We start from the raw sequence: 23675 nt of genomic DNA on the forward strand, positions 1-23675 counted from the left end.
GTTTCCTCTGCCCGAGAATCAGGAACAGGGTGACGGATTGCCCCGAAAGGGGTTTGCACGCGACGCTTCCATCAATAACAAGCCCAAGCGGAGTACCACAGATGGCGTTCTTCACCGCAGCCAGCAAAGCCGACTTCCAGCACCAACTGCAAGCGGCACTGGCGCAGCACATCAGTGAACAGGCACTGCCACAAGTGGCGCTGTTCGCTGAACAATTTTTCGGCATTATTTCCCTGGACGAGCTGACCCAGCGTCGGTTGTCCGACCTCGCCGGCTGCACCCTTTCTGCGTGGCGCCTGCTTGAGCGCTTCGATCACGCGCATCCGCAAGTGCGCGTCTACAACCCAGATTACGAACGCCACGGCTGGCAGTCGACCCACACCGCGGTCGAAGTGCTGCACCACGATCTGCCGTTTCTGGTGGACTCGGTGCGTACCGAGCTGAACCGTCGCGGCTACAGCATTCATACCCTGCAAACCACTGTGCTGAGCGTGCGTCGCGGCAGCAAGGGCGAGCTGCTGGAAATCTTGCCGAAAGGCACCCAGGGCGAAGGCATTCTGCAAGAATCGCTGATGTACCTGGAAATCGACCGTTGCGCCAACACGGCCGAACTGAATGTCCTGACCAAAGAGCTGGAGCAGGTTCTCGGTGAAGTCCGCGTCGCGGTCGCCGATTTCGAGCCGATGAAAGCCAAGGTCCAGGAGCTGATCCAAGGCATCGACAACAGCCAGTTCATCATCAACGCCGACGAAAAGTCCGAAATCAAGAGCTTCCTGGAATGGCTGGTGGGCAACCACTTCACTTTCCTGGGCTACGAAGAGTTCGTGGTGGGCGAAGATCAGAACGGCGGTCACATCGAATATGACCAGAACTCGTTCCTCGGCCTGACCAAACTGCTGCGCGCCGGCCTGACCGTCGATGATCTGCGCATCGAAGACTACGCCGTCAACTACCTGCGCGAACCGACGCCGCTGTCGTTCGCCAAGGCTGCACACCCAAGCCGCGTACACCGTCCGGCGTACCCGGATTACGTGTCGATCCGCCAGATCGATGCCGATGGCAAAGTCGTTAAAGAATGCCGCTTCATGGGCCTGTACACCTCCTCGGTGTATGGCGAAAGCGTGCGGGTCATTCCTTACATCCGTCGCAAGGTCGAGATCATCGAACAGCGTTCGGGCTTCCAGGCCAAGGCTCACTTGGGCAAGGAATTGGCCCAGGTGCTTGAAGTGCTGCCGCGCGATGACTTGTTCCAGACCCCGGTGGACGAGCTGTTCACCACCGTGATGTCGATCGTGCAGATCCAGGAACGCAACAAGATCCGCGTGTTCCTGCGCAAAGACCCGTACGGCCGTTTCTGCTACTGCCTGGCCTACGTGCCGCGCGACATCTACTCCACCGAAGTGCGCCAGAAGATCCAGCAAGTGCTGATGGATCGCCTGAAAGCCTCGGACTGCGAGTTCTGGACCTTCTTCTCCGAGTCCGTGCTGGCCCGTGTGCAACTGATTCTGCGGGTCGATCCGAAGAACCGTCTGGACATCGACCCGGTTCTGCTGGAAAAAGAAGTGGTGCAGGCCTGCCGCAGCTGGCAGGACGACTACGCGAGCCTGGTGGTCGAGAGCTTCGGCGAAGCCCAAGGCACCAACGTGCTGGCCGACTTCCCGAAAGGCTTCCCGGCCGGTTACCGCGAGCGTTTCGCAGCCCACTCGGCTGTGGTCGACATGCAGCACCTGCTGAGCCTGAGCGAAAAAAATCCGCTGGTCATGAGCTTCTATCAGCCACTGGCCCAGGTCTCCGGTCAGCGCATGCTGCACTGCAAGCTGTACCACGCCGATACGCCGCTGGCGTTGTCCGACGTGTTGCCGATCCTGGAAAACCTCGGCCTGCGCGTGCTGGGTGAGTTCCCGTATCGCCTGCGTCACAACAATGGCCGTGAATTCTGGATTCATGACTTCGCGTTCACCGCCGCCGAAGGCCTGGAACTCGACATCCAGCAACTCAACGACACCTTGCAGGACGCTTTCGTCCACATCGTGCGTGGCGATGCCGAGAACGATGCATTCAACCGCTTGGTGCTGACCGCCGGCCTGCCATGGCGCGACGTGGCGCTGCTGCGTGCTTACGCCCGTTACATGAAGCAGATCCGTCTGGGCTTCGACCTGGGTTACATCGCCAGCACCCTGAACAACCACACCGACATCGCTCGCGAGTTGACCCGGTTGTTCAAGACCCGTTTCTACCTGGCGCGCAAGCTGACCAGCGATGATCTGGAAGACAAGCAACAACGTCTGGAACACGCGATTCTGGCAGCACTGGACGATGTTCAGGTGCTGAACGAAGACCGCATCCTGCGTCGTTACCTGGACCTGATCAAAGCGACCCTGCGGACCAACTTCTACCAGACCGACGCCCACGGTCAGAACAAGTCCTACTTCAGCTTCAAGTTCAACCCGCACCAGATTCCAGAGCTGCCGAAGCCGGTACCGAAGTTCGAAATCTTCGTTTATTCGCCTCGCGTTGAAGGCGTGCACCTGCGCTTCGGCAACGTTGCACGTGGTGGTCTGCGCTGGTCCGACCGTGAAGAAGACTTCCGTACCGAAGTCCTGGGCCTGGTAAAAGCCCAGCAAGTGAAGAACTCGGTCATCGTGCCGGTGGGTGCGAAGGGCGGCTTCCTGCCGCGTCGCCTGCCACTGGGCGGCAGCCGTGACGAGATCGCGGCCGAGGGCATCGCCTGCTACCGCATCTTCATCTCGGGCCTGTTGGACATCACCGACAACCTGAAAGACGGCGCGCTGGTACCGCCGGCCAACGTCGTGCGTCATGACGACGATGACCCGTACCTGGTGGTAGCGGCGGACAAAGGCACTGCGACCTTCTCCGACATCGCCAACGGTATCGCCATCGACTACGGCTTCTGGCTCGGCGACGCCTTTGCGTCCGGCGGCTCGGCCGGTTACGACCACAAGAAAATGGGCATTACCGCCAAGGGCGCGTGGGTCGGCGTACAGCGCCACTTCCGCGAGCGCGGCATCAATGTTCAGGAAGACAGCATCACTGTGGTTGGCGTCGGCGACATGGCCGGTGACGTGTTCGGTAACGGCTTGCTGATGTCCGAAAAGCTGCAACTGGTCGCTGCCTTCAACCACCTGCACATCTTCATCGACCCGAACCCGGAGCCAGCCAACAGCTTCGCCGAGCGTCAGCGTCTGTTCGACTTGCCACGTTCGGCGTGGTCGGACTACGACACCAGCATCATGTCCGAAGGCGGCGGGATCTTCTCGCGCAGCGCAAAAAGCATCGCGATTTCCCCGCAGATGAAAGAGCGCTTCGATATTCAGGCTGACAAACTGACCCCGACCGAACTGCTGAATGCCTTGCTCAAGGCACCGGTAGACCTGTTGTGGAACGGCGGTATCGGTACGTACGTCAAAGCCAGCAGCGAAAGCCACGCCGATGTCGGCGACAAGGCCAACGATGCACTGCGCGTGAACGGCAACGAACTGCGCTGCAAAGTTGTGGGCGAGGGCGGTAACCTCGGTATGACTCAGCTGGGTCGTGTCGAATTCGGCCTCAATGGCGGCGGTTCCAACACCGACTTCATCGACAACGCCGGTGGTGTGGACTGCTCCGACCACGAAGTGAACATCAAGATCCTGCTGAACGAAGTGGTACACGCCGGTGACATGACCGACAAGCAACGTAACCAGTTGCTGGCGAGCATGACCGACGAAGTCGGTAACCTGGTGCTCGGCAACAACTACAAGCAGACTCAGGCCCTGTCCCTGGCGGCACGCCGTGCTTTCGTGCGGATTGCTGAATACAAGCGCTTGATGAACGATCTGGAAGGCCGCGGCAAGCTGGATCGCGCCATCGAGTTCCTGCCGGCTGAAGAAGCGATCAACGAACGCCTCGCGGAAGGCCACGGCCTGACCCGTGCCGAGCTGTCGGTGCTGATCTCCTACAGCAAGATCGACCTCAAGGAAGCGCTGCTCAACTCCCAGGTACCGGACGACGATTACCTGACGCGCGACATGGAAACCGCTTTCCCGCCGTCGCTGGTGAGCAAGTTCTCTGACGCCATGCGCCGTCACCGTCTGAAGCGAGAAATCGTCAGCACCCAGATCGCCAACGATCTGGTCAACCACATGGGCATCACCTTCGTTCAACGACTCAAAGAGTCGACCGGCATGAGCCCGGCGAATGTTGCGGGGGCATATGTAATAGTTCGGGATATCTTCCACCTCCCGCACTGGTTCCGTCAGATCGAAGCCCTGGATTACCAGGTTTCGGCCGACGTACAACTGGAGCTGATGGATGAGCTGATGCGTCTGGGCCGCCGCGCTACGCGCTGGTTCCTGCGTGCCCGTCGCAACGAGCAGAACGCTGCCCGTGACGTCGCGCACTTCGGTCCGCATCTGAAAGAGTTGGGCCTCAAGCTCGACGATCTGCTCAGTGGCGAAATCCGCGAAACCTGGCAGGCGCGTTATCAGGCGTATGTCGCAGCCGGTGTGCCGGAGTTGCTGGCGCGCATGGTTGCAGGCACCACTCACCTGTACACCTTGCTGCCGATCATCGAGGCCTCGGATGTGACCGGTCAGGACGCAGCCGACGTGGCCAAGGCCTACTTCGCCGTGGGCAGTGCGCTGGACATCACCTGGTACCTGCAACAGATCAGCGCTCTGCCGGTTGAAAACAACTGGCAAGCCCTGGCCCGTGAAGCGTTCCGTGATGACGTCGATTGGCAACAACGTGCGATCACCATCTCCGTCCTGCAGCAGGGCGACGGCACCCAGGACGTGGAAACACGCTTGGCGCTGTGGATGGAAGAGCACGAAGGCATGATCGAACGCTGGCGCGCCATGCTGGTGGAAATCCGTGCTGCCAGCGGCACTGACTACGCCATGTACGCGGTGGCCAACCGCGAACTGCTGGACCTGGCGTTGAGCGGTCAAGCGGTGGTGCCTGTCACTGCGACTGCCGCTGTCAGCACCGAGCTGGAACCGGCTGCCTGATAGGCGTTGAATGAAAAAGCCCTGTCTCGAAAGAGATGGGGCTTTTTTTTGTCTGGGATTTGCAGCGGCTGGGCGGGCCTCTTCGCGGGCAAGCCCGCTCCCACATTTGAAATGCATTCCACTGTGGGAGCGGGCTTGCTCGCGAAGGGGCCATGAGCACCACCTCAGCTATTAGTTTTCCAAAGGAATCAACACTTTCTCATCCGGCGCCAACACCATGAACACCAACAGCTTGGCGGGTTGGGTGGCGCTGGCGTTTTTCGAGACCAAATGTTCAGAGCCAGCCGGTTCGTACCAGAGCTCGCCGGCCTTGTAGCTGATCGCTTTTTCACCTTTGACTTGCGAAATGATCTCCCCCGAAAGCACATAGGCCATGGCCGTGCCCTCGTGTTTATGAGCGATGGACGATTGGCCCGGCAGGTAGTCGACTTCGATCATCATGGCTTTTTTGTCGGGTACGTTTTTCAGCATCTGGTCTTGCAGGACAGTAATTTTTTCTGACGGGGCTGCGGTGTCGTGGGCGAATGCCGGGGCTGAAACGCTCAGCGTCAGAGCGGCGAAAGGGGCAGCAAAAAAACGAAGCGCATTCATGGTTGATTACCTGTGGTGGTGAGTCGTCAGGAACCACAGTAAGCCGCGTTATCGGGCAATCAAACGGCCAATTTTCGGGAAGGTGAGGGGACCAATCAAGCAAGTCAAAATCAAAAGATCGCAGCGTTCCGCAGCTCCTACATTGGAATCGCGTACACCCTTGAAACATCGGGCGGACGCAAATTCTGTAGGAGCTGCGGAACGCTGCGATCTTTTGATCTTGCTTTTAAACGATTGGAAAGCTGTTGAAGTCGACGGCATTGGCCAAGCGGCTGTCGATCAGGCCGATAAAGCCTTGCACTTCGGGGCAGTTGAAATGCGATTGCATGGCCGCTTCCGATTGCCAGCGGGCGCTGACCGTCCAGCGGGTGTCGTCCTCGGGGCAGCGGTCGACCATATAGGAATCACAGCCCGGAAGTTCGCGCAGGGTGTCGACAATCTTTTGCAGTTGCTTGCCCAGTTCGTCCGAGCGGCCGGCGGCAGCCTGCACCTTTACGGTGTTGATCACTTCGTTGGACATTGCTCACACTCCTGAATCAGGCCGGACGAATCCTGCTCATTGAGGGATAACGCCCAATCAGGATAGGCCTGCACCCCAAGGCCGCCAATAGCCAATCACCGGATAAAGCCGCAGACCAATCCCTCAGCCGAGCTGCTGCAAAATGTCCCTTAACCGGTCCAGGGCAATGTCGATGTCCAGGGTTTCGATTGCGCCGAATCCCAGGAAAAGCCCGGCTCGCGGCGCTTGCTGGTAAAAAAAGCTGTCCAGGGAATAGAGCCCCACTTCGACTTTTTTTGCCAATTCGATCACCAATGGAATATCGACCGGCACCTTGCACAGCACCGCCATGTGGAACCCGGCCGTGGTCGGCACCGCTTCAAACCACGGCGAAAGGTCGTCCGCCATGCGCGCCAGAATTCGTTCACGGCGCCCGGCGTAAATTGTATGGCAGCGTCGGATGTGCTTGAGCAGACAGCCCTCGGCGATGAACTTGGCCAGCGCCCATTGCGGCAGGGTGGAAGTGTGCAAGTCAGTGAGCTGCTTGGCGCGGATCACCGCTTCGAGAATCGCCGGCGGCAAAATCGCGTAACCCAGCCGCAGCTCCGGCAACAGGGTCTTCGAGAAGGTGCCGACGTAGGCAACGATGCCGCGCTGATCCAGGCTCTGCAGGGAGTCGGTGGGCCGGCCTTCGTAGCGGAATTCGCTGTCGTAATCGTCTTCGATGATGATCGCCCCCAGCTCATAGGCCCTTGCGAGCAGGGCTTCGCGCCGGGCCTGGCTCATGGGCATGCCCAAGGGGAACTGGTGGGACGGGGTGACGTAAATCAGCCGGGTGCCGTCGGGAATATGCTCTACCTGAATGCCTTGCGCATCCACCGGCACGCCGACCACCGTCGCGCCATGGGACCCGAACAACAGGCGCGCCGGCGGGTAGCCGGGGTCTTCCATGGCGACGAGGCTGCCCGGTTGGGTCAGCACCCGGGAAATCAGGTCCAGCGCCTGCTGCGCGCCGTTGCACACCACCACGTCTTCATCCTGACAATTGACCCCGCGCGAAAACGCGATGTGCCGTGCGATCGCATTGCGCAGCGCCGGCAGACCTTCGGGCAGGTTATAGAAACCTTTGGAACCGGCAATCTGGCGCAAGGCATGGGAGGTGCAGCGGCGCCAATCGTCCTGAGGAAACTGGCCTTTGCTGGTGGCTCCACCGATGAACTCGTAACGCAACGAGCCTTCCAGCGTCGGGTGGCGCAAGAATGTCGGCAGGCTGCGCCAGCGTTCGATGACATCAAAGCTCGCCAGCTCCGAATGGCTCTGCTTATGGACGATTTTCGCCGCCCGGGCATTGACGTAGGTGCCTTTGCCGATCACCCCGGTGAGGAAGTTCTCGTAGGTCAGTTGCGAATAAGTGTCGGAAATGGTCTTGCGCGAAATCCCCAGTTGTTCGGCCAGCAAGCGGCTGGGCGGCAGCTGCGTCCCGGCTGTCAGGCGACCGGATTCGATGGCGCTGCGCAGTTGCCGGTACAACTGGCCCGCCAGGTCCTTGCGGCCATCGATGACAACATGAAGTTCCATACCGGCGGGGCTCCTGAGGCGACTGTACGTCGCGCCAGATTACCCGCATGAGCGGCTACGCAGAAGTTGCGTGGGCGAAAAACCGCCGATTGGCCTTCTGCGGGGCGGTCCACGTTTTTTTCGACGAATTGGAGCTGTGCCGCCGCTGGGTCCAGCTCTATCTTGGAGTCATCTATCCGATCCCCGAGGTCACCCCATGAATGCCCGTCTGGATTACTACAGCGCATCGCCCAAAGCGATGAAAGCCATGATCGCCCTGGAGGCCTTGACCAGCGACCTGAGCATCGAACCGGCCTTGTTGCACTTGATCAAAATCCGCGCCTCGCAGCTCAATGGCTGCGCCTTCTGCACCGACATGCACTCGGTTGACGCGCGCCGCTTCGGCGAGAGCGATCGTCGGCTGTATGCAATCGTGGTCTGGCGCGACAGCAACTTCTTCAACCCTCGGGAGCGAGCCGCCCTGGCTTGGACGGAAGCGGTGACCCTGCTTTCGGAAAGCCATGTGCCGGATGACGTTTACGCACTGGCCCGGGAACAGTTCAGCGAAGGCGAACTGGTCGACCTGACGATGGCCGTCAGTACCATCAACAGCTGGAACCGCCTGGCGGTGAGCTTTCGGCAGACGTCCAGTGATTGATTAATGAAGAGTGTGGCGAGGGGGCTTTCCGCAATCCATGTGGGAGCGGGCTTGCTCGCGAAGAGGCCCGCCCATCCATCACAATTCCCACAGTCAGACCACTAAACAAGCACTGTTTAAACGACACTTCCAGATACTCACTCAGGCTACACATCCTTGCGCCGTTGCCTACGACTGCGCCAGAATTCGCCGGCTTGTGCGCCTTGGGTCCGGGCTCTATCGTTTGCCTGTCGCTGAAAAACAGCGATCGGGTTTGGTAGCCCGGTTTAACTAGTCGCATAGCGCACCGTTTGAAGGCCTGTTCAGGTCTCTGCTTTATGGTGGTCATGCGCAGGGCTCCTTCGGGGGCGCCGGGTCCTAGTTGCCGGTCTACCAACCCGCGTATGGCCACCACTCTTCGTTTGGTAGCGAGGGTGAAGGCTCCTTACATTTCAATTAGGAGTTTCACTATGTTCAAACCAACACCCAACCCACCGGAAACCGATCCGGCATCCCCCTACGAATCCCTCGATTCCAAAAAGCTCAACGAAGCCGCCGACCGCGCCCTCGATCACTACCTCAAACCACCCATCCCCAAAGACACCTAGCGCAAACCCAGCACCATTTACCACGTAGGCCCCAAGGTCGATAACGAAACCCTGCTGGTTAACGCCTGCGAATCCCTGGCGTCCGCGAGCATGATGCTCAGTGAGTTCGCCGGATTGATGGACATGCCACATCGCAACATGATGTTGGGGATTCAATCGGTGGTCATGCTCGGTGAGCTGGCGGTGAACCGGGTGCTGGATAACCTGGACCCGCAAGGCTAGCGAAGACCTGTGGCGAGGGGGCTTGCCCTAATGCCAGTCAGTTAAGCGCAATCCATGTGGGAGCGGGCTTGCTCGCGAAGACGGCGGCACAGTAAACATTGATGTTGCCTGACCCACCGCTTTCGCGAGCAAGCCCGCTCCCACAGGTTTCGCACCTTAACTGACTGGCATTAGGGCTTGCCCCCGTTCGGCGGCGAAGCCGTCGTAAAATCGGCATATGCGGTGTGCCTGAAAACATGCGATTGCAGGTTTGGGGGTCGCTTCGCAACCCAACGGGGGCAAGCCCCCTCGCCACAACAGCGGGTTAGGCTCCATTTCTTCGAGTCACTCAAGTGCAACTCCCTCTGGATAAATAAATTCGTCCTCTTTTCGTTTTTCTTTTTGATGTGTGGCCTGTTTATTTCTAAACGGAGAAGAATGCCCCTCATGTTGCATTCCTGTCTACTATCAGGTTTGACAGTAGACAGGCTTATCACGGTTAATATATTAATTTCGTCGGCAACGTGCTGGTCGGAAGCGAAAGTGTTGGCCGTGAGCGGTGCCAAGGACACCCTTCTCATTGGTATGTAGAAGGGGAATAATTTTTTCAAAGGGATGAATAAAAAATGGCGACTCCAGCGAATGTAACAACCAGCACAGTGGGTACTTTTAAAGTCAGTGCCATTGGGTTTGGAAGCATAGAACAGGGGAATATTTCGTTTGAAGATGATGGTGAGGGCTTTAAAGTCAGGGTTTTTAAGACTGAGAACAAGGTGACGCAATCCTTTGAACTTGTTTTTCCGAAAAAAGAGCCCTCAAAACAGTATGATGTAAAAGACTTGAGGGCGATGTATCATAAAGGAGGTGAGGCGGAATACTTTGAGTATGGTCCTGTTTCCGGCTCGGTAACTGTGTCGTATACGGATTCGCCTCGGAAAACTAAAGGTGAGTTTAATATGGAAATGAAAAAAATCCGTGGTGATAGTTGGGGGCCTGCAAAGTTAATTGTTACAGGGTCTTTTGACTTGGAGAATAGCTAGGTTGATGTGATGTTTAATATCGTTGCATATCAGGTATTGGGTGTTTAATAGTTAGCGTCATGCCGGCCGCTATTGAAGTTACGGTATGGCGCTAAATCAAGAAGCATATCCCTCATGCAACGATTGGCTGCACCACCGCTCATCGTCCCATTTTTGTATATGAACCTCTCATGGCAAAAAATCGATAGTACATCACCAGCCTGATCATCTCGATGCAACGTATTTGAGAAATACTTCGCTGACACTCCGCTTTCGCGAGCAAGCCCGCTCCCCCATTTTATGGGTGTACCCAGAAAAATCCGCGCAATTCCCACCTCCAATAATGAAGCTTTCATGACAAAAGTTCGGTAGCACATCGCCATTCCGGTCATGCCTATGTGACGCGCTTGAGGGGCCTTTTGGCCGCTTTTCACAAGCCGAGGGCGGGAAGCCGGGAGTGAGGCAATGGGGACTATGGAACGCTACTCGAAAGTGGGCATGCAAGAACTCGATCAGCGCCTGTCGAAGCCGCGCGCAAGAAGCCGGTTTCGGTCTATCGCTACGGCGCGCCGTGGGTCTGGATCGTGTCTCAGGATGACTGGCAGGGCGCTTTGAAAGAAGTGTCCAGCTACATTCCGCCGGGTCATTCACTGGTGCTGCTGCGCCCATAAATCGATGACCTGCTCGAAGAGCACCGCGACATCCTGCACGGCCTCAACGCCGAGCCCGGCATGCTCATCGCCCCGCAAACGGTCATGCACATCCTGCTGCTGCAGTTGCTCTATTCGGTGCCCAGCGAGCAGCAGCTCTACGAACAGCTCAATTACAACCTGCTGTTTCGCTGGTTCGTCGGCCTGGACCTGAACCAGAAGGTCTGGGGCTTCAACGTATTGAGCCGCGACATCGCCACGCTGCTGAACAACCCGCGGGCGGTGCAGCTGATCCAGAAAATTATTGGCGAAGTGTTCTGCGGTGCCTTGCTGCCAATGCCCGAGTTCTCCTTGAATTTCGCGCTGCTGCACACCTGGCTGGCCAAACACGCAGCGACGTAGACAACAAGCAATTGAGTGGGTCGAACGCTGGTCGAGAAGCCGCACGTACCCAGCTCGAGACGCAATTGGCTGAGCGTGACACACAAATGCAGCAATGTGCGGTCAAGAATCAACAGATGTATGGCGGGGCCAAGGATGTCGGTGCAGGGCGAATTTCTGGTGATGAGAGCAACCCCCTTCGCCACACACGAACCCGCTCCCACAGGTTTCTCACTGGTTTAAAGAATTTCTATCGCGCTGGAAGCAATCAAAAACAAAGATCGACAGGGAGTCATCGATGTCATTCATAGAACCCACAGGACGTCAGGGTGTTGTCGAATACCGATCGCCGCAGGGGCCATCCGAATCCTGGCTGGCACGGGCCGCCGGGATTGATACCGAGGTCGCGCAATACTTTCTGGTCAGCGCCCGTTGCGGCATGTTTCATGCAGGCCGCGCGCAGCCTCAATGTGCGGGCGACCCTGCTGCGCAAGCACCTGGCGCAGCTGGAAGATCAGCTGCAACGTTCGCTGTTCAAGTTCCAGGGCAGCGCACTGACCTTGAGTCGTGACGGTCAGCAGTTGCAGGCGCAGTTGGTCGCGTTGGCGCACGAGCGCAAGTTGCCGGTGATCGAACAGCCGTTGATTCGCCTGGCCGTGGCCGAGTCGATCCTGCACGACATCCTCGGCCGCGATCTGGTCTCGCTGCTGCGACGCAACGCCAGTGTGCGCCTGGACATCATTTCCCTGGACAGCGAGCTGTCCCTGCGAGCGATCAGTGCCGATGTGGTGGTGTGGCTGGCGGGCACCGATTCGCCGTTGCCAGGCCCCAGTTTTGCCATCAGCGAACCCCAGCGTCTGGCACGGCTGGACTATCTGCCGCACATCGCCAAACGCTATTCACGGGTCGCGGCGCGGCCGGACAGTCTGGGTGACCTGGCCGATTTCATGCTGGTGCAATGGCAGCACGATCGCCACGTCACCGCTTTTGGGCCGTGGAACAATCTGGTGGAGCAGCGCCTGGCGGGGGTGGTGCAGCTGCATTCCTACGAACTGATGCTGGAGATGATCCGTTGCAGCGCCTGCATCGGTTTGTTGCCGCACTACATGAGCCAATTCGACCGGGGGCTGGTGGCGTTGCCCGGGCTCTTCAAGCAACCGATGCAGCGCCAGGTGTGGATGGCGGTCAATGCCGACTCCCGGAATGAGGCCGGGGTGCAGGGGATCGTCGAGTTGATCCACAACACGTTCAGTGAGCGACGGGAGTGGTTCGAAGGATAACCACTGTTTTAATGTGTGAGCGAGCCTGCTCGCGATAGCGATCCAGCAATCAACATCAACGTTGAATGTGAGGGTCCCATCGCGAGCCAGTGTCTTGCGAAATCAGCTTTTTTTCAGCGGAAGAAAGTAGGCGGCCCATCTGATTGCCATCAACGCCAGATTGGCGCCATCGCGCAACAGCAAGCTGCCCGCGGCACGCCGTACTTCCTTCGAGCTGACGCGGCCGCGGGCGATGTCGAGGCGGGCAAAACTGTGCATGTGGCGAATGACATCGAACGCCATGAGCCCCGATGCTGCCAGGAAATAGAAAATCCGCTGCCAATAGGGTATGCCCAGCGACCGCACCAGGTCCGTGGTGACGTGCTGGTGCGCCACTTCTTCAGCGCAATGCCATCGCCACAGGCGGGTCTGTGGTGACTCCTTGACCGAGAGCAAGCCGTTTCTACGTAAGGCGGCTGCGGACATGACGGCCGTCACGTGCTCGAACGCGGCAGCCAATGCCAATTGCGCATTGAGTGACAATTTCGACTGAAGAGCCTCAAGGTCTTTCTCGATCATGTGCTCGAACGTCTTGACTTCAAACCCCTGGTTTTCCAGTTGCTGGTTGTACAGCCGGTGCGCTCGTTGGTGAGCACGTTCCTCGGCCACAAAGTTGCGCGAACATTTGGCAAGAACCGACGTTTGTTGCAATCGCAAAGCGGCTGACTCCACCACCGAAATCACGAATTGCTCACCCGCAGGAAGCAGTACCGAACAGGCATCGAACAGGTAAGTCTTGATCGATGTGTCGTTCCAGAATGGCTTGAAGAGGGTGGCCTCTTCGCGTTTGTCAGATACAGGCTGCTCGAGGTAGTCCATGGGTCAATGCCTCACACATGAACGCGGGGTGTCGGCGGCAGCGATCTCGCGAATCAATCCCGAGAAATAACCCTGCGTGATTTGCGCCTGCCGGGTATGTGCCTCGTCTTTCGCGAGCGCCTCATGCACCTGCCTAAGGCGAAAGCACGGCACGGCAGGATACAGGTGGTGTTCGGCATGAAAGCCGACGCCGTGGGGGGCGATCAACAAGCGTTCCCACCACGTTGCAATCACCGTTCGGGATGCTCCGGGACCGGGGTGGGGCAGAGCGAAGTGCTCTGCCACGTCGCGGAAATACAGCAAGGCCATCAACACGGTAAACAGTGGCAGGAGCCAGTACACCAAGACCGCCAACCAGAGGTGGAGCCAGGTGAAAACCACCGCGCAAAAAACGGCGAAAATCCATTGCCTATACCGCGTGGAAGGCGGGCATTGCGACGCCATTTTTGAAGTCACCAGGGCCGTTTTCAACTCATGGATGCCGTACAGCCCAGCGCAGTGTTTCAGCAACAGGATGGCGATGTTGAACGGAGATTTCGGAAACGTGAATCGGTCCTGTCCCATGCATGAAACCCAGTTGGGATCACGGTCGGTCGCGGTATGCAGGTGGTGGGCGGTGTGGTCGCGACGAAATCCGAAGATGGTGATGGTGAACGGGATTGCCGTCAGGAAATCGCCAAGGGTGTCGTTGAGCATGGGGCGAGACCGGCTGAACTGCCGGTGTGAAAACTCATGCATCAGGATGAGCAATGCATGCTGCCTTGTGCCGATGAACACAACGGCCAACACCGAGGCCCAAATCGTGCCGGCGTACATGGCCAGGCCTGCCGCACACAGGATCAGCACCCACTCGAAAACCGTGGCGGCGAGTAAACGCAATGGGGCGGGTTTGCCCCACGCCAACAGCTGGGCGCGCTCTACAGTGCGGATGGGGTGTTGGGTCTCGGCAGTCTTTGTGTGCCGTGGTTCGATAGCTGCGTCTGTCATGGCTTACTTCCAGAGTCGGGGACCGAGTCGCATCCAGGTCGCAAAGAAGGTGGGGAGGTCCGTTACGCCGCCTGGCTTGCGTTCGGCCAGAGCCCTCGATTGAGCGTGGGCATGGAACCAGCGCGTCGCCGGCGCCTCATGATGAATGCGGTGCAGCGAGCGATGCAGGACGAGCCAGGACAGTGGCGTTGGCAGATATAAATCGGTTGTGATGTCAGAGGGCGCGCGGCGCGAGCCTTGAGCCGAGATCGGTACTCCATAGTGCTCGGCCTGGGTCAGCCAGAAATCCAGCCAGGCAAAAATGCAATACGGAAGCAGGTAGGCGGATACGATTTGTCGAGGCACCTCATGGATGCCCAAAGCCAGCGCTGCGACGAAAACAGCGAGAAGGGCATTGTTCCAGCGCCAGCGCCGGAGCGCATGAGGAGGTGTGTAGCGTCGGGAAAAAATATTGATGGAAACGGCAACCCACAACTGCTCAACGGCGCCAAACAGGCTGATCAGGCGTGTTCGCCATGTCTGTTGGTACAGCAACCCTTCGGGATCATCGGCCTGGCAGGTTTTGCGATGGTGTTCGAGGTGAAAGCAGCGGTAGCCCACGAAGTTGACGCCGAAAATGGCAGCCGTGAACACACCCACTGCATCGTTCAGACGCGTGCCAACGAGGAACTGGCGATGCACACATTGATGTTTGGCCTCCTGAACCCCGATCATCAGAATCGCCTGAAACACTATAAGCGGAGCAATGGCCAGCCATCCGAACACCTCGTGTGCAGCCAGCCAGACAATCGCCGCCGTATTCAAGACGCACAGGGCCATGAACAGATAGCTGGGCATGTTGGAGCGCAATGAATGAAAGGCCGCCAAATGTAGCAGCTGCCGAAGGCTGCGTTCGGCTGCGAAGCAGTCGCAAATCCTGCTTGCACGGTTCGCCTGCAATACCGGAGTGCCTGATTTTGCGACCGCTTCGCGGCCGGACGCAGCCTGGCGGCAGCTGCTACGGACACTACCCAATGGCTCTGCTTGCTTAAACATCCGACAGCCTCCCAAGGCCCGAGCCAACGTAAAAAAACGCCACCGTCGTCAATAGCAGCACACCGGATGCTACGAACACGGCTTCGATGGAGATGAATTGCAAAACCCAGCCTGAAATCGCTGCCGAGACCGGCGCGAGTCCGGCAAACACGAGCATGAACAGGCTCATGCCGCGACCGAGCAATGCAGGCGGTAATGCTCGCTGCAGCCAGGTGTACGCCATGACCTGCACAAAGCCGCCGAAGATACCAATGGCGAACAGCAGTGCCACGCCTTGCCAGAGGGCATATACCCATCCCAGCGGCATCAGCAGCAAGGCGATGGCGCCGTCCACTGCGAGCAGGGTGGTGCCTAAATTGATAATCCGCAGTTTCGGGTGGGCCGTGAACATCAGCATGCCGACCAAGGTACCCGCGCCTTGGGCACCGAGTAGCCAGCCCAGGGCTTGCGCCTCAGGGGTGAAACGCATGTGAACCAGTAGCGGCACGGCGATCTGTACGGGGCCGCTCATGAACAGTGTCATGGCCGCCATATAGATCAGATACGTACGAAGCCGCTGATTCTGAAAGAAATAACGCAGGCCTTCTGCCGAGGCCGTGGGGCCGGAATCAGCGGAAGTCGCTCTGCGGATAAGCAGAGTCCTCAGCCCGAACGCGGACAGGGCAAAGGTCAGCGCATCGAGTGCAAACGCGATGGCAAAGGCGTCCAGCGCGCCGTTTGAATCTGAGCGCGCACCAGAGGGCAAGAACGCGCTGGCGATGAGCGCACTGGCGGCGACCGGGCCCAGGGCCATGGTGACCTGTCTGAGCGCAAGAAAGACGCCGTTGGCCTGCTCCAGATCGCGCGGGTTCACAATGCCGGGCACCAAGGCACTGCCGGCCGGTAAAGTGAGCGCGCTGAACAGCCCCAATAATGCGGCGCATCCAAAGATCACGGGCAACGTGGCATGGCCTTGAAAAACCGCCCAGGACAAGCCGCATAGCGCCATTGCACTTGAACAGCAGCCGAACATCCATACCGAGCGGGCGCCAAAACGGTCGACCAGCGAGCCGCCCGCCAACAGGAACAAGGCGCGCGGTAATGCGAGCGCGGCAAAAGCCCAGCCGAGCGCCATCGGGTCTGGCGTTATGGCCATGACCAGCAGGGGAAAGGCGACGAGGGTGAACTGGTCTCCCATCATGGACGCCGCAGCGCAGGTCAGCAGCCGCCAAAAACGTCTGTCGCGCGCGAGTGGACGGGCTGCGCTTTCTACTGCCAGGGAAGCGTTCACAAGCACACGAAGAATAGTTTTTTCATACGCTGCAGCCAAGTCAGCGGAACTCGCTTCCATATAAAGGAAAGGCCGGAGAGTGGCACTTTACCTACGATCAGCACGCCGACATCCAGCGAAGGCTCATGCGGGAAATAGTTGTCGTTGATGGCGACGATCTTGCGAAAGCCTTTTTTGAAGTAATACCGCAGTTGCGGATCCAGCGGCAGGCCCTTGCGTTCACCTCGCACATACTGCGCTACCGGAATGTCAGGGTTTTTCGAGATCCAGTTACGAAGGCCCGGAACCGGCGAGCCAAGATAGACCTCTGACCATCCCGCCTTCAGCGCATGGGGCCAAAAGAACTCGAAAATCGCTTGCGCCGCTTTCGGATCAACGCTGCTCAGGCTGATGCCAAACAGCACGCCAGTTTTTGCAGACTCGTCGCCGTGCTGTTTTCTTGCACAGTCTTCCCACGTCGGGCACTTGCGTATGATGTCGTGCCGGGCAGGTTTCATGAACACTGACGCCAGTGCAGTCCCCGTGCGAGTGCAAAAAGCGCCGATACTCAATGCAGGGAAAGAGGCGATCCGTGACGCCAGCATCGAGGCATCGGCGCGCTGATCGTCTTGCCATTTCCTTTGCTCAAGTTCAAGCACCGAAGGAATGTCCGCCAGCGACAGAAATCGAACCTCGATCTCAAGGTCATCAGAGGGGCTGTAAGCCCCCACGTCATGTCTGCCAGCGCAACGATCAGGGACCTTTGCAATCCCGTTTTTTAAGGCAGCTTCCATCTCGGCAACAGGCAACATGACGTATACGGCTCACAGATTGAAGGGGCGAGAAATCAATCCGCGCTAATGTATTGCGCCTTTGTGAACGTCTGATGATCGGGCCAAAAAAGATCGCAGCCTTCGGCAGCTCCTACAGAGGGTGCGTACACCCGCGCAATGACGGGTTCACATGATCCCTGTAGGAGCTGCCGAAGGCTGCGATCTTTTGATCTGCGTGGCTTTCGTCAGACTCGCGCCCGTAGCTGCCGCCCCAGTACATCCATCACATCACAGCCATCGCGCAGCAACATCGCCGCCGCATGGGCCAGTTGCTGCACATCGGTGCCTTTGGCCCCCGTGATATCAAGGCTGGCCAGGCTTTCCATCATCTGCGTTACCGCCAGAAAACGGCTGGCTGCACTGCGATGCAGTACATCCAGCGGTGCTTGGGTGGCCACCAGCAACACTGGAATATTGTCTTCGTTATGCGTCATCGGCATGTGCGGATTCATGCGTCACCTCCCGCCTGAGCGGCGTGTAAACCGTCGACCGAAGCTTGCACCAGCGAGCGTGCGGTGCCGAGCATCTGCTGGCTGGCCCAACGCAACGAAGCGCTGTGTTCCGGGCGGGTGGCGGTGGGGGCTTGATGGGCGAGGGCTTCGGCGCAGCTGAGGTAGACCGAGGCGTGCTCCAGGGCGTCGAGTAACGGGATGCCGGGTTGTACGGCGAAGAGGTGGTGATCGACGTGGTCGCAGCGGGCGAAGGGTGTGGATTTTGTGGTTGGGTCGGTCATGGTGTCGCTCCTGAGAAAAATAAGAGCTGCCACTAGATCGCCGTCAAACGAAATTAGGGTGGCAACTGTACGCAGGTTGACGGACCGGTCTCAAGGCACCCGGCGCATCCGAAGATGCCCCACGTACAGTTGCCATATCACTTTGCTGCGGACGAAAGCGTACGCGTGCAAAGTTAAGGAACTATACGACCTGAGAGATACAACCGAGCCGTCAAACCCGATCACGAATGAGTCGTGACAGGCGCGAGGATAGGGAGTGAGGGCAGGGCAGTCAACCGGCGAAGCGCTGCTTTGCGTGTAGGTCTGTGCCGGTATGAATTCCATTCGTTCATAACCTCAACAAACAACCCCAACCCCGTAGGAGCTGCCGAAGGCTGCGATCTTTTGATCTTGTGTTTTCCGGGTACAGCAAAAGCAAAGTCAAAAGATCGCAGCCTTCGGCAGCTCCTACAGTAAGGATGCATTCGCCGGATCTGGCAGAGGAAGGTGCGGCGGTTTAGAGTGACCGGCCACAACCCGATCAAGGACGACTCACCATGCCCGACCACGACTCCGCCATTCACCTCGAACGCTTCAACGAATCCCACATCGAGGGCATCACCGCGCTCTACAACGACCCGGCGATCACCCGTCAGGTGCTGCAAATGCCGTTTCAGTCCACCGAGGTCTGGCGCAAACGCCTGGCGCCGGACAATGAACGAGTGGTGCAACTGGTGGCGCTGCATCAGGGGTCGGTCATCGGCAACATTGGGCTTGAGCAGTTTTCGCGAATCCGCCGCAGCCACGCCGGCAACCTCGGCATGGGCGTCGCAGTGGCGTGGCAGGGCAAGGGCGTCGGTTCGAAATTGCTGGCAGCAGCACTCGATGTCGCCGACAACTGGATGAACCTGCAACGGGTCGAACTGTCGGTGTACGCCGACAACGAAGCAGCTATTGGGTTGTACCAAAAATTCGGCTTCGAGACCGAAGGCCTGTTCCGCGATTACGCCGTGCGTGACGGCCGACTGGTCGATACCCTGAGCATGGCGCGCCTGCGTCGCACGCTCAAGGCAGACTGAGTCAGTCGCCCAAAGCAAACGCCACCGCCGCCTGCGCATGCAGTTCGGTGGTGTCGAGCAAGGGCAGGGCGCTGTGCTCGGGCTTTATCAGCAGGCCGATTTCGGTGCAGCCGAGGATGATCGCCTGGGCGCCGCGCTCGGTCAGCGATTCGATCACCCGTTGATAGACCTGGCGCGAGGCCTCGCTGATCACCCCGACGCACAACTCGTCATAGATGATCCGGTGCACGGCTTGGCGCTCCTCGGCTTCCGGCACCAGCACCGTCAGGCCCTTGGCCGTCAGACGTGCCTTGAGAAAGTCCTGCTCCATGGTGAACGCAGTGCCGAGCAAACCCACCCGCAGAGCACCGGTTTCCAGTGCCGCCTGACCGGCCGGGTCGGCAATGTGCAGGAACGGAATATCGATCGCTGCCTGAATCTGCCCGGCCACCTTGTGCATGGTGTTGGTACACAGCACCACGCACTCGGCGCCACCCGCTTCCAGGCGCAGGGCTGCATCCACCAGAATCGCCGCCGCATCGTCCCAGCGCCCGGCATGCTGGGCCTGTTCGACAGGGCCGAAGTCGACGCTGTACATCAGCAATTTCGACGAACGCAACGGCCCGAGGCGATCGCGTACCTGCTGGTTGATGAGACGGTAATACTCGGCGCTGGACTCCCAGCTCATGCCGCCGATAAGGCCGATGGTGCGCATTGGATTTCCTCAGGCTATGGCCTGTGTTGATAGGCCAGGCCTGAAGCGAGTTTCCATTTGTTCGATGGCGGGCACCAGCGATAAATCAACTGTAATGCTCAAGTTTTGGTGAAGTGTCATGGTGCCTTTTCAGGCAGCGGGACGACATGGTTGCAGCCGGCAGCCAAAGTTTGCGCATATCCCACATCAGGTCGCCACGGCTCCAGGTTCCACTGTGGTTTATCTCGTGCAATCGCTAGATGACAAATCAGTTGGTGGCGCATGCCATGGTTATTTTTCCAGTAGTGGCTATTGGAATAGTCACGGGAAAGTTCGTCCAACAGGAAGGCTGTCCCTTCCGGTTGTGTCCGCCGCGCACAGGGTGTGGGCGTGATGGAAAACGACCACTGATAGTCCCGATAAACCCATTGCGCACTTTCGACATATTTCACACAGCGTTCCACGGTAAGAATGTAGCTGTCAGGGGGTTCTGTTGCTGTTTGTGCATAAAGGGGCGAGTTGATACTCAACATTAAACCGACCCCATTAGCGAATAAGAGAGAATCCTCAGGACCTTGCCGAGCGTGCGCCACAGTAGGGTGTTCATTGAGTCACCACCTGATCCGCCGGAGCGTAGGCAAAACTGGAATTTCCACCAGCACTGTCGGCAGGTATCAGCCGAATAATCGGTACAACGACTTTCGGGTTAGTCGAGTTATAGAAGTCCTGTTGGTTGTATCGAGCTTCGGCAAGGCCGGCGTTGGTACCACCGTAAATATAGAAAAACGCCATGATCGGGAACTTGTTGGGGTCGCGAAAACTCCAGGTCTTGATCAGAATTTCGTTATGTTCGTTGTACCCCGTCACCCCGGCCAGGCCTCTGGCGCGTATGGATTGATAGAAGGCCGGGCCTGCTAATGCGTTGCGGTCATCCGATACGTCGAACCCGCATTGGCGCTGGTTGGGGTTTCCTCCAGGAATATTCCAGACGGCGAGCCATTGTTCTGCGCTGGTTACCCCAGCGTTATGGCAGATCTGACTTTGATCCGGATAAGTAGGGTGGGCGACGCAGACAGCGTTGGCATTGCGGGTCCAGGTCCATGCGTCATAAGGGTAGGCGCACAGGTAATCCAGATCATACTTGTCTGTAGGCGCTTCGAAGATCGGATACACGATATAGCCGTTACCGTGCCCCCAGGCGAGTCGGCCAAAATTGGAATCCGCCCGGAGATAGGAGAATGCCACTCCGCCATTTTTGACTGAGGCAGGGCTGGGATCCCAGACTTTATAAGTATTGTTGGGGTCTTTTACCGTCACCCTGAGGGTCACACCCGAACACAGAAACGCAGGCTGTGAGTCTGACTTGTTGCAGTTGGGAAATTTGCGGTTGTACAGCGTGTTCAATTGGGTGGCGATGGTGGGGCCGTTCAGGGTCTGTACATTGTTGATCGCTCCCACTTCACTTGGCGGTTGTGGGGTGACCTGAGTGCAACCGACCAGCAACGCGATTAGCAAAGAACCGATTATTTTTTGCATGACAGCTCCCTTGTCCATTAAGACAGCACTTTGTTCGGGCACTTTGAGACATTGAATGTCAGTCAGGTGTCGTTGAGATCTAAGCTGTTACGGAATCAGCCTGAGGCACCACGAAAAGATAATCGGTTCGCCAGCACCTGTTTTTCTCAGGGTGAAATTGAACATGACGGTTTTCCCTCGGTTTTCATCCAGCCAAGCCCGTGGCACGGAGTGATTGGTATAGGAGGCTTGCGTGATCGGGACTTCCGGACCGTAATACGTGTTGACGCCGAAAAAGGCCATGCGCACCGAGTATTGGCCGACCAGTGATGGGTAGGGGGTTCTGAGATTGGTCTTGTCGGCGTTGAGGGTAGGCTCTCCAAGGCTCAGACTTTGTGGGGTGACCGTGATGTTCAGCTCCCTGGAGGGACGGTCTTGGGTGGTATTGGGCAGTCTCACGGTGTACCAGATTCTTGCCTCCTTACCGATGCAGTCGACCACTTCCAGTCGAGGCACTAAAAATCTCAGCGTCTCCCCGGCGACGGCTACCGTCTGGATCTCGCTGCCATAGGTGCTGTTGCGGCCAAGCCAATACACCTTCACCGTTTGCCCCGGAGCCGATCCGATGTAGTTCACCTCGACCGTGGCGAATTGGGCCTCATAAAAGTCCCGCACAAAATTCAACACGGTGCCGTTGGAGTCCTTGGCTTCCAGCACTTTGGGCGGCAACAGATCCAGCACCGGTTTGCGGATATGCACATCGATAACGGTGGTTGACGACCAGATCGCCAGAGGACCGGAGGAGTTACCGATTTGATCGACCACCCTGAATTTCAGGGCGAATTCTTGGTTGTCTTGCCAGAAGTCATCGGCGAACAGCTTCAGTACGACGGTGTCGGCTGCGGCCTGGGCAGCCGTCACGGTGTGCAAAACCAGGTGACCATCACAATCCAGCGTGATTTTGTCGTGTTCGCGCATATGGACGTAGCTCAGCGTGACGTCCACCCCTTGCGCGGCGCGAGCGGCATCCACTCCTTTGTCGATGACATCCGCGGGAAGCGTCATCAGGAGATTGGGGTTGTCTCCGGAGCCCACCACTTCGCCCCCCGGGCGGGGTGTGTGATAAAGAACCACAAGATCGGCTGATGTCTCAGGTTCCTGACTGACACGTGTGACTCTCAAGCGAATCCGGTTGATGCCGTTTCGCAGAAAAGCAGCCGGCAGATCCATCGTGAACCGTTTGTTCTCCTCACCCGGATTGATGGTTTTGGTGGCCACCGCTGTGGGCTCCTCATTGATCAGGAGCTCTGCTCTGTCGTCAGCGGATTGATTGAGCCAGGGATCGATTAGCACTTTCACCACCGAATTGACGATTAGAGAAAGTGCCAGGCCTCCCGTAACGTCCGGGTCAGGATGGATAACCGGAATCGTCAACCCGGTGATGATCACCTTATCAATATTTAAAACCCCGACGTCTTCCTGGCTACTCATGGCTCGCCTTCCTTGATCGTGATGTGGGCTTTGCGGACAAGGTTTATCTAATACCCGGATTGTCATGCCCCGCAACTGACAGATCTGACAGGTAAAACCCTGAAAAGCAGGCAAAACACGACCGTTCGTCGCGCTCATCGGCCGAGCCTCTGTAGCCGTTCGCACCTTTGTCGTACGGAAGCTGTCGGCATCTGCCATGCTCAAAGTCCGCAGCACCGCTTCAACCAAAGGAACACCGCAATGGATGACGTACAGCAACTAGGTGAGATGCTTCGCCACTACGCAGATAGCGAAGCACACAAGAAGCAACTGTTTGAGTCGCAATCGGCCGTGTGGGCGACGCGCATTGGTGAGTTGTTCGATCAGATCCAGCAGTGGCTGGCACCGGTCCTGACGCCGAATCTGTTGGAAGTGAGCCGCGAGGCGTATGTCGCGTCCGGGCCGAGCGTTCCGGCGGAAACGTCGACGTTCAAGACCGAGAAGCTGAGCATCGTCATCGCCGGGAAACCGGTGGAGTTTGTGCCGGACGTGATGGGTGCGGGAGGGCAGATTTCCCTCGCCGTGATGGGCTTGACCGCGGCGCGCTATGGCAGCATTTCGCTGGTGTGCCTGCCACCGTCCAGCGATTGGCAGTGGCGCAAGACCAATGGCTTGAAAGACCCGGACGTCTTTGCCTTTGATGCGAATTTTCTGGCGCAGCAGCTGCAGGGCCTGATTCCCCGCGAGCGCGGCTGACCCGGTGATTATCGTTCCCACGCTCTGCGTGGGAATGCCTCAAGGGACGCTCCGCGTTCCAATGGGACGCAGAGCG

General features: G+C 58.1%; 19 protein-coding genes and 3 pseudogenes. 8 read left to right on the plus strand and 14 right to left on the minus strand.

All coding sequences use genetic code 11. The features are described from left to right. The first annotated feature begins 101 nt into the window (after positions 1-101). Positions 102-5009, plus strand: coding sequence for an NAD-glutamate dehydrogenase (locus F6R97_RS29095; protein WP_050682856.1), 4908 nt, complete (start codon positions 102-104; stop codon positions 5007-5009). 171 nt (positions 5010-5180) lie between these two features. On the opposite strand, the gene F6R97_RS29100 is transcribed toward F6R97_RS29095, so the two are convergent. The 3 genes from F6R97_RS29100 to F6R97_RS29110 form a co-directional block, all read right to left on the minus strand. Continuing rightward, on the minus strand, positions 5181-5600 hold the full coding sequence (locus F6R97_RS29100) for a cupin domain-containing protein (protein ID WP_315867535.1): 420 nt from the start codon (positions 5598-5600) through the stop codon (positions 5181-5183). A 226-nt stretch (positions 5601-5826) separates the two neighbouring features. Then, positions 5827-6120, minus strand: a complete 294-nt coding sequence (locus F6R97_RS29105; protein WP_008010413.1) for an antibiotic biosynthesis monooxygenase family protein — start codon at positions 6118-6120, stop codon at positions 5827-5829. Between the two features lie 123 nt (positions 6121-6243). Next, entirely contained in the window at positions 6244-7677 is a 1434-nt protein-coding gene (locus tag F6R97_RS29110) for a PLP-dependent aminotransferase family protein (RefSeq protein ID WP_315867536.1), read from the minus strand. Between the two features lie 196 nt (positions 7678-7873). On the opposite strand from F6R97_RS29110, the gene F6R97_RS29115 reads away from it, so the two are divergent. The 5 genes and pseudogenes from F6R97_RS29115 to F6R97_RS29140 all read left to right on the plus strand — a co-directional run bounded on the left by F6R97_RS29115 (position 7874) and on the right by F6R97_RS29140 (position 12432). Further along, complete coding sequence (locus F6R97_RS29115; RefSeq protein ID WP_315867537.1) at positions 7874-8314, plus strand: carboxymuconolactone decarboxylase family protein; 441 nt, start codon at positions 7874-7876, stop codon at positions 8312-8314. 449 nt (positions 8315-8763) lie between these two features. After that, positions 8764-9123 (plus strand): annotated as a pseudogene (locus F6R97_RS29120) (DUF6124 family protein). Positions 9124-9728: 605 nt separating this feature from the next. Beyond that, a complete protein-coding gene (locus F6R97_RS29125) occupies positions 9729-10142 on the plus strand; it encodes a hypothetical protein (protein ID WP_315867538.1) in 414 nt (137 codons plus the stop codon). A 740-nt stretch (positions 10143-10882) separates the two neighbouring features. After that, positions 10883-11173: pseudogene (locus F6R97_RS29685) on the plus strand (transposase); the annotation flags it as partial. A gap of 277 nt (positions 11174-11450) precedes the next feature. Further along, positions 11451-12432 (plus strand): annotated as a pseudogene (locus tag F6R97_RS29140) (LysR substrate-binding domain-containing protein). 102 nt (positions 12433-12534) lie between these two features. Here the strand turns inward: F6R97_RS29140 and F6R97_RS29145 are convergent. From F6R97_RS29145 to F6R97_RS29175, 7 genes are all read right to left on the minus strand, one after another. Continuing rightward, positions 12535-13290, minus strand: coding sequence for a metal-dependent hydrolase (locus F6R97_RS29145; RefSeq protein WP_050683266.1), 756 nt, complete (start codon positions 13288-13290; stop codon positions 12535-12537). A 3-nt stretch (positions 13291-13293) separates the two neighbouring features. After that, positions 13294-14277 carry a fatty acid desaturase family protein gene (locus F6R97_RS29150; RefSeq protein ID WP_050683267.1) on the minus strand — a complete coding sequence of 328 codons (984 nt, stop codon included), beginning with the start codon at positions 14275-14277 and terminating at the stop codon, positions 13294-13296. Positions 14278-14280: 3 nt separating this feature from the next. Continuing rightward, on the minus strand, positions 14281-15312 hold the full coding sequence (locus F6R97_RS29155; RefSeq protein ID WP_315867539.1) for a fatty acid desaturase family protein: 1032 nt from the start codon (positions 15310-15312) through the stop codon (positions 14281-14283). After that, on the minus strand, positions 15305-16621 hold the full coding sequence (locus F6R97_RS29160; protein ID WP_315867540.1) for an MFS transporter: 1317 nt from the start codon (positions 16619-16621) through the stop codon (positions 15305-15307). The genes F6R97_RS29155 and F6R97_RS29160 overlap by 8 nt, the downstream gene beginning before the upstream one ends. Next, on the minus strand, positions 16579-17373 hold the full coding sequence (locus tag F6R97_RS29165) for a hypothetical protein (RefSeq protein ID WP_235375781.1): 795 nt from the start codon (positions 17371-17373) through the stop codon (positions 16579-16581). The genes F6R97_RS29160 and F6R97_RS29165 overlap by 43 nt, the downstream gene beginning before the upstream one ends. A 206-nt stretch (positions 17374-17579) precedes the next feature. Beyond that, a complete protein-coding gene (locus tag F6R97_RS29170) occupies positions 17580-17846 on the minus strand; it encodes a hypothetical protein (RefSeq protein ID WP_048397628.1) in 267 nt (88 codons plus the stop codon). Continuing rightward, a complete protein-coding gene (locus F6R97_RS29175; RefSeq protein ID WP_048397630.1) occupies positions 17843-18127 on the minus strand; it encodes a DUF3077 domain-containing protein in 285 nt (94 codons plus the stop codon). Before F6R97_RS29175 ends, F6R97_RS29170 begins: the two co-directional genes overlap by 4 nt. A 536-nt stretch (positions 18128-18663) precedes the next feature. Between F6R97_RS29175 and F6R97_RS29180 the strand changes: the two genes are divergently transcribed. After that, a complete protein-coding gene (locus tag F6R97_RS29180) occupies positions 18664-19185 on the plus strand; it encodes a GNAT family N-acetyltransferase (RefSeq protein ID WP_048397632.1) in 522 nt (173 codons plus the stop codon). Position 19186: 1 nt separating this feature from the next. Here F6R97_RS29180 and F6R97_RS29185 read toward each other — a convergent pair whose 3' ends face one another. The 4 genes from F6R97_RS29185 to F6R97_RS29200 all read right to left on the minus strand — a co-directional run bounded on the left by F6R97_RS29185 (position 19187) and on the right by F6R97_RS29200 (position 22864). Then, complete coding sequence (locus F6R97_RS29185; RefSeq protein ID WP_315867541.1) at positions 19187-19879, minus strand: aspartate/glutamate racemase family protein; 693 nt, start codon at positions 19877-19879, stop codon at positions 19187-19189. A gap of 116 nt (positions 19880-19995) precedes the next feature. Next, positions 19996-20391 (minus strand): DUF2599 domain-containing protein, encoded by a 396-nt coding sequence (locus F6R97_RS29190; protein ID WP_174160150.1) that lies wholly within the window; start codon positions 20389-20391, stop codon positions 19996-19998. Between the two features lie 70 nt (positions 20392-20461). Beyond that, the gene (locus F6R97_RS29195) at positions 20462-21394 is read right to left on the minus strand and encodes a hypothetical protein (protein ID WP_038983549.1); all 933 of its coding nucleotides are present in this window, start codon (positions 21392-21394) and stop codon (positions 20462-20464) included. An 87-nt stretch (positions 21395-21481) separates the two neighbouring features. After that, positions 21482-22864, minus strand: coding sequence for a hypothetical protein (locus F6R97_RS29200; protein ID WP_315867542.1), 1383 nt, complete (start codon positions 22862-22864; stop codon positions 21482-21484). A gap of 240 nt (positions 22865-23104) precedes the next feature. On the opposite strand from F6R97_RS29200, the gene F6R97_RS29205 reads away from it, so the two are divergent. After that, positions 23105-23599 (plus strand): hypothetical protein, encoded by a 495-nt coding sequence (locus F6R97_RS29205; protein ID WP_315867543.1) that lies wholly within the window; start codon positions 23105-23107, stop codon positions 23597-23599. The last annotated feature ends 76 nt before the right edge of the window (positions 23600-23675 follow it).

Source organism: Pseudomonas sp. JV414, assembly GCF_032424305.1.
GTDB classification, from domain to species: Bacteria; Pseudomonadota; Gammaproteobacteria; order Pseudomonadales; family Pseudomonadaceae; genus Aquipseudomonas; species Aquipseudomonas lini.

Coding starts and splice junctions, on each gene's coding strand:
- F6R97_RS29100 (WP_315867535.1), bottom strand. CDS start 5,600: ATGAATGCGCTTCGTTTTTTTGCTGCCCCTTTCGCCGCTCTGACGCTG.
- F6R97_RS29200 (WP_315867542.1), bottom strand. CDS start 22,864: ATGAGTAGCCAGGAAGACGTCGGGGTTTTAAATATTGATAAGGTGATC.
- F6R97_RS29195 (WP_038983549.1), bottom strand. CDS start 21,394: ATGCAAAAAATAATCGGTTCTTTGCTAATCGCGTTGCTGGTCGGTTGC.
- F6R97_RS29155 (WP_315867539.1), bottom strand. CDS start 15,312: ATGTTTAAGCAAGCAGAGCCATTGGGTAGTGTCCGTAGCAGCTGCCGC.
- F6R97_RS29105 (WP_008010413.1), bottom strand. CDS start 6,120: ATGTCCAACGAAGTGATCAACACCGTAAAGGTGCAGGCTGCCGCCGGC.
- F6R97_RS29150 (WP_050683267.1), bottom strand. CDS start 14,277: ATGACAGACGCAGCTATCGAACCACGGCACACAAAGACTGCCGAGACC.
- F6R97_RS29170 (WP_048397628.1), bottom strand. CDS start 17,846: ATGAATCCGCACATGCCGATGACGCATAACGAAGACAATATTCCAGTG.
- F6R97_RS29190 (WP_174160150.1), bottom strand. CDS start 20,391: ATGTTGAGTATCAACTCGCCCCTTTATGCACAAACAGCAACAGAACCC.
- F6R97_RS29205 (WP_315867543.1), top strand. CDS start 23,105: ATGGATGACGTACAGCAACTAGGTGAGATGCTTCGCCACTACGCAGAT.
- F6R97_RS29125 (WP_315867538.1), top strand. CDS start 9,729: ATGGCGACTCCAGCGAATGTAACAACCAGCACAGTGGGTACTTTTAAA.
- F6R97_RS29110 (WP_315867536.1), bottom strand. CDS start 7,677: ATGGAACTTCATGTTGTCATCGATGGCCGCAAGGACCTGGCGGGCCAG.
- F6R97_RS29185 (WP_315867541.1), bottom strand. CDS start 19,879: ATGCGCACCATCGGCCTTATCGGCGGCATGAGCTGGGAGTCCAGCGCC.
- F6R97_RS29165 (WP_235375781.1), bottom strand. CDS start 17,373: ATGTTGCCTGTTGCCGAGATGGAAGCTGCCTTAAAAAACGGGATTGCA.
- F6R97_RS29115 (WP_315867537.1), top strand. CDS start 7,874: ATGAATGCCCGTCTGGATTACTACAGCGCATCGCCCAAAGCGATGAAA.
- F6R97_RS29180 (WP_048397632.1), top strand. CDS start 18,664: ATGCCCGACCACGACTCCGCCATTCACCTCGAACGCTTCAACGAATCC.
- F6R97_RS29095 (WP_050682856.1), top strand. CDS start 102: ATGGCGTTCTTCACCGCAGCCAGCAAAGCCGACTTCCAGCACCAACTG.
- F6R97_RS29175 (WP_048397630.1), bottom strand. CDS start 18,127: ATGACCGACCCAACCACAAAATCCACACCCTTCGCCCGCTGCGACCAC.
- F6R97_RS29145 (WP_050683266.1), bottom strand. CDS start 13,290: ATGGACTACCTCGAGCAGCCTGTATCTGACAAACGCGAAGAGGCCACC.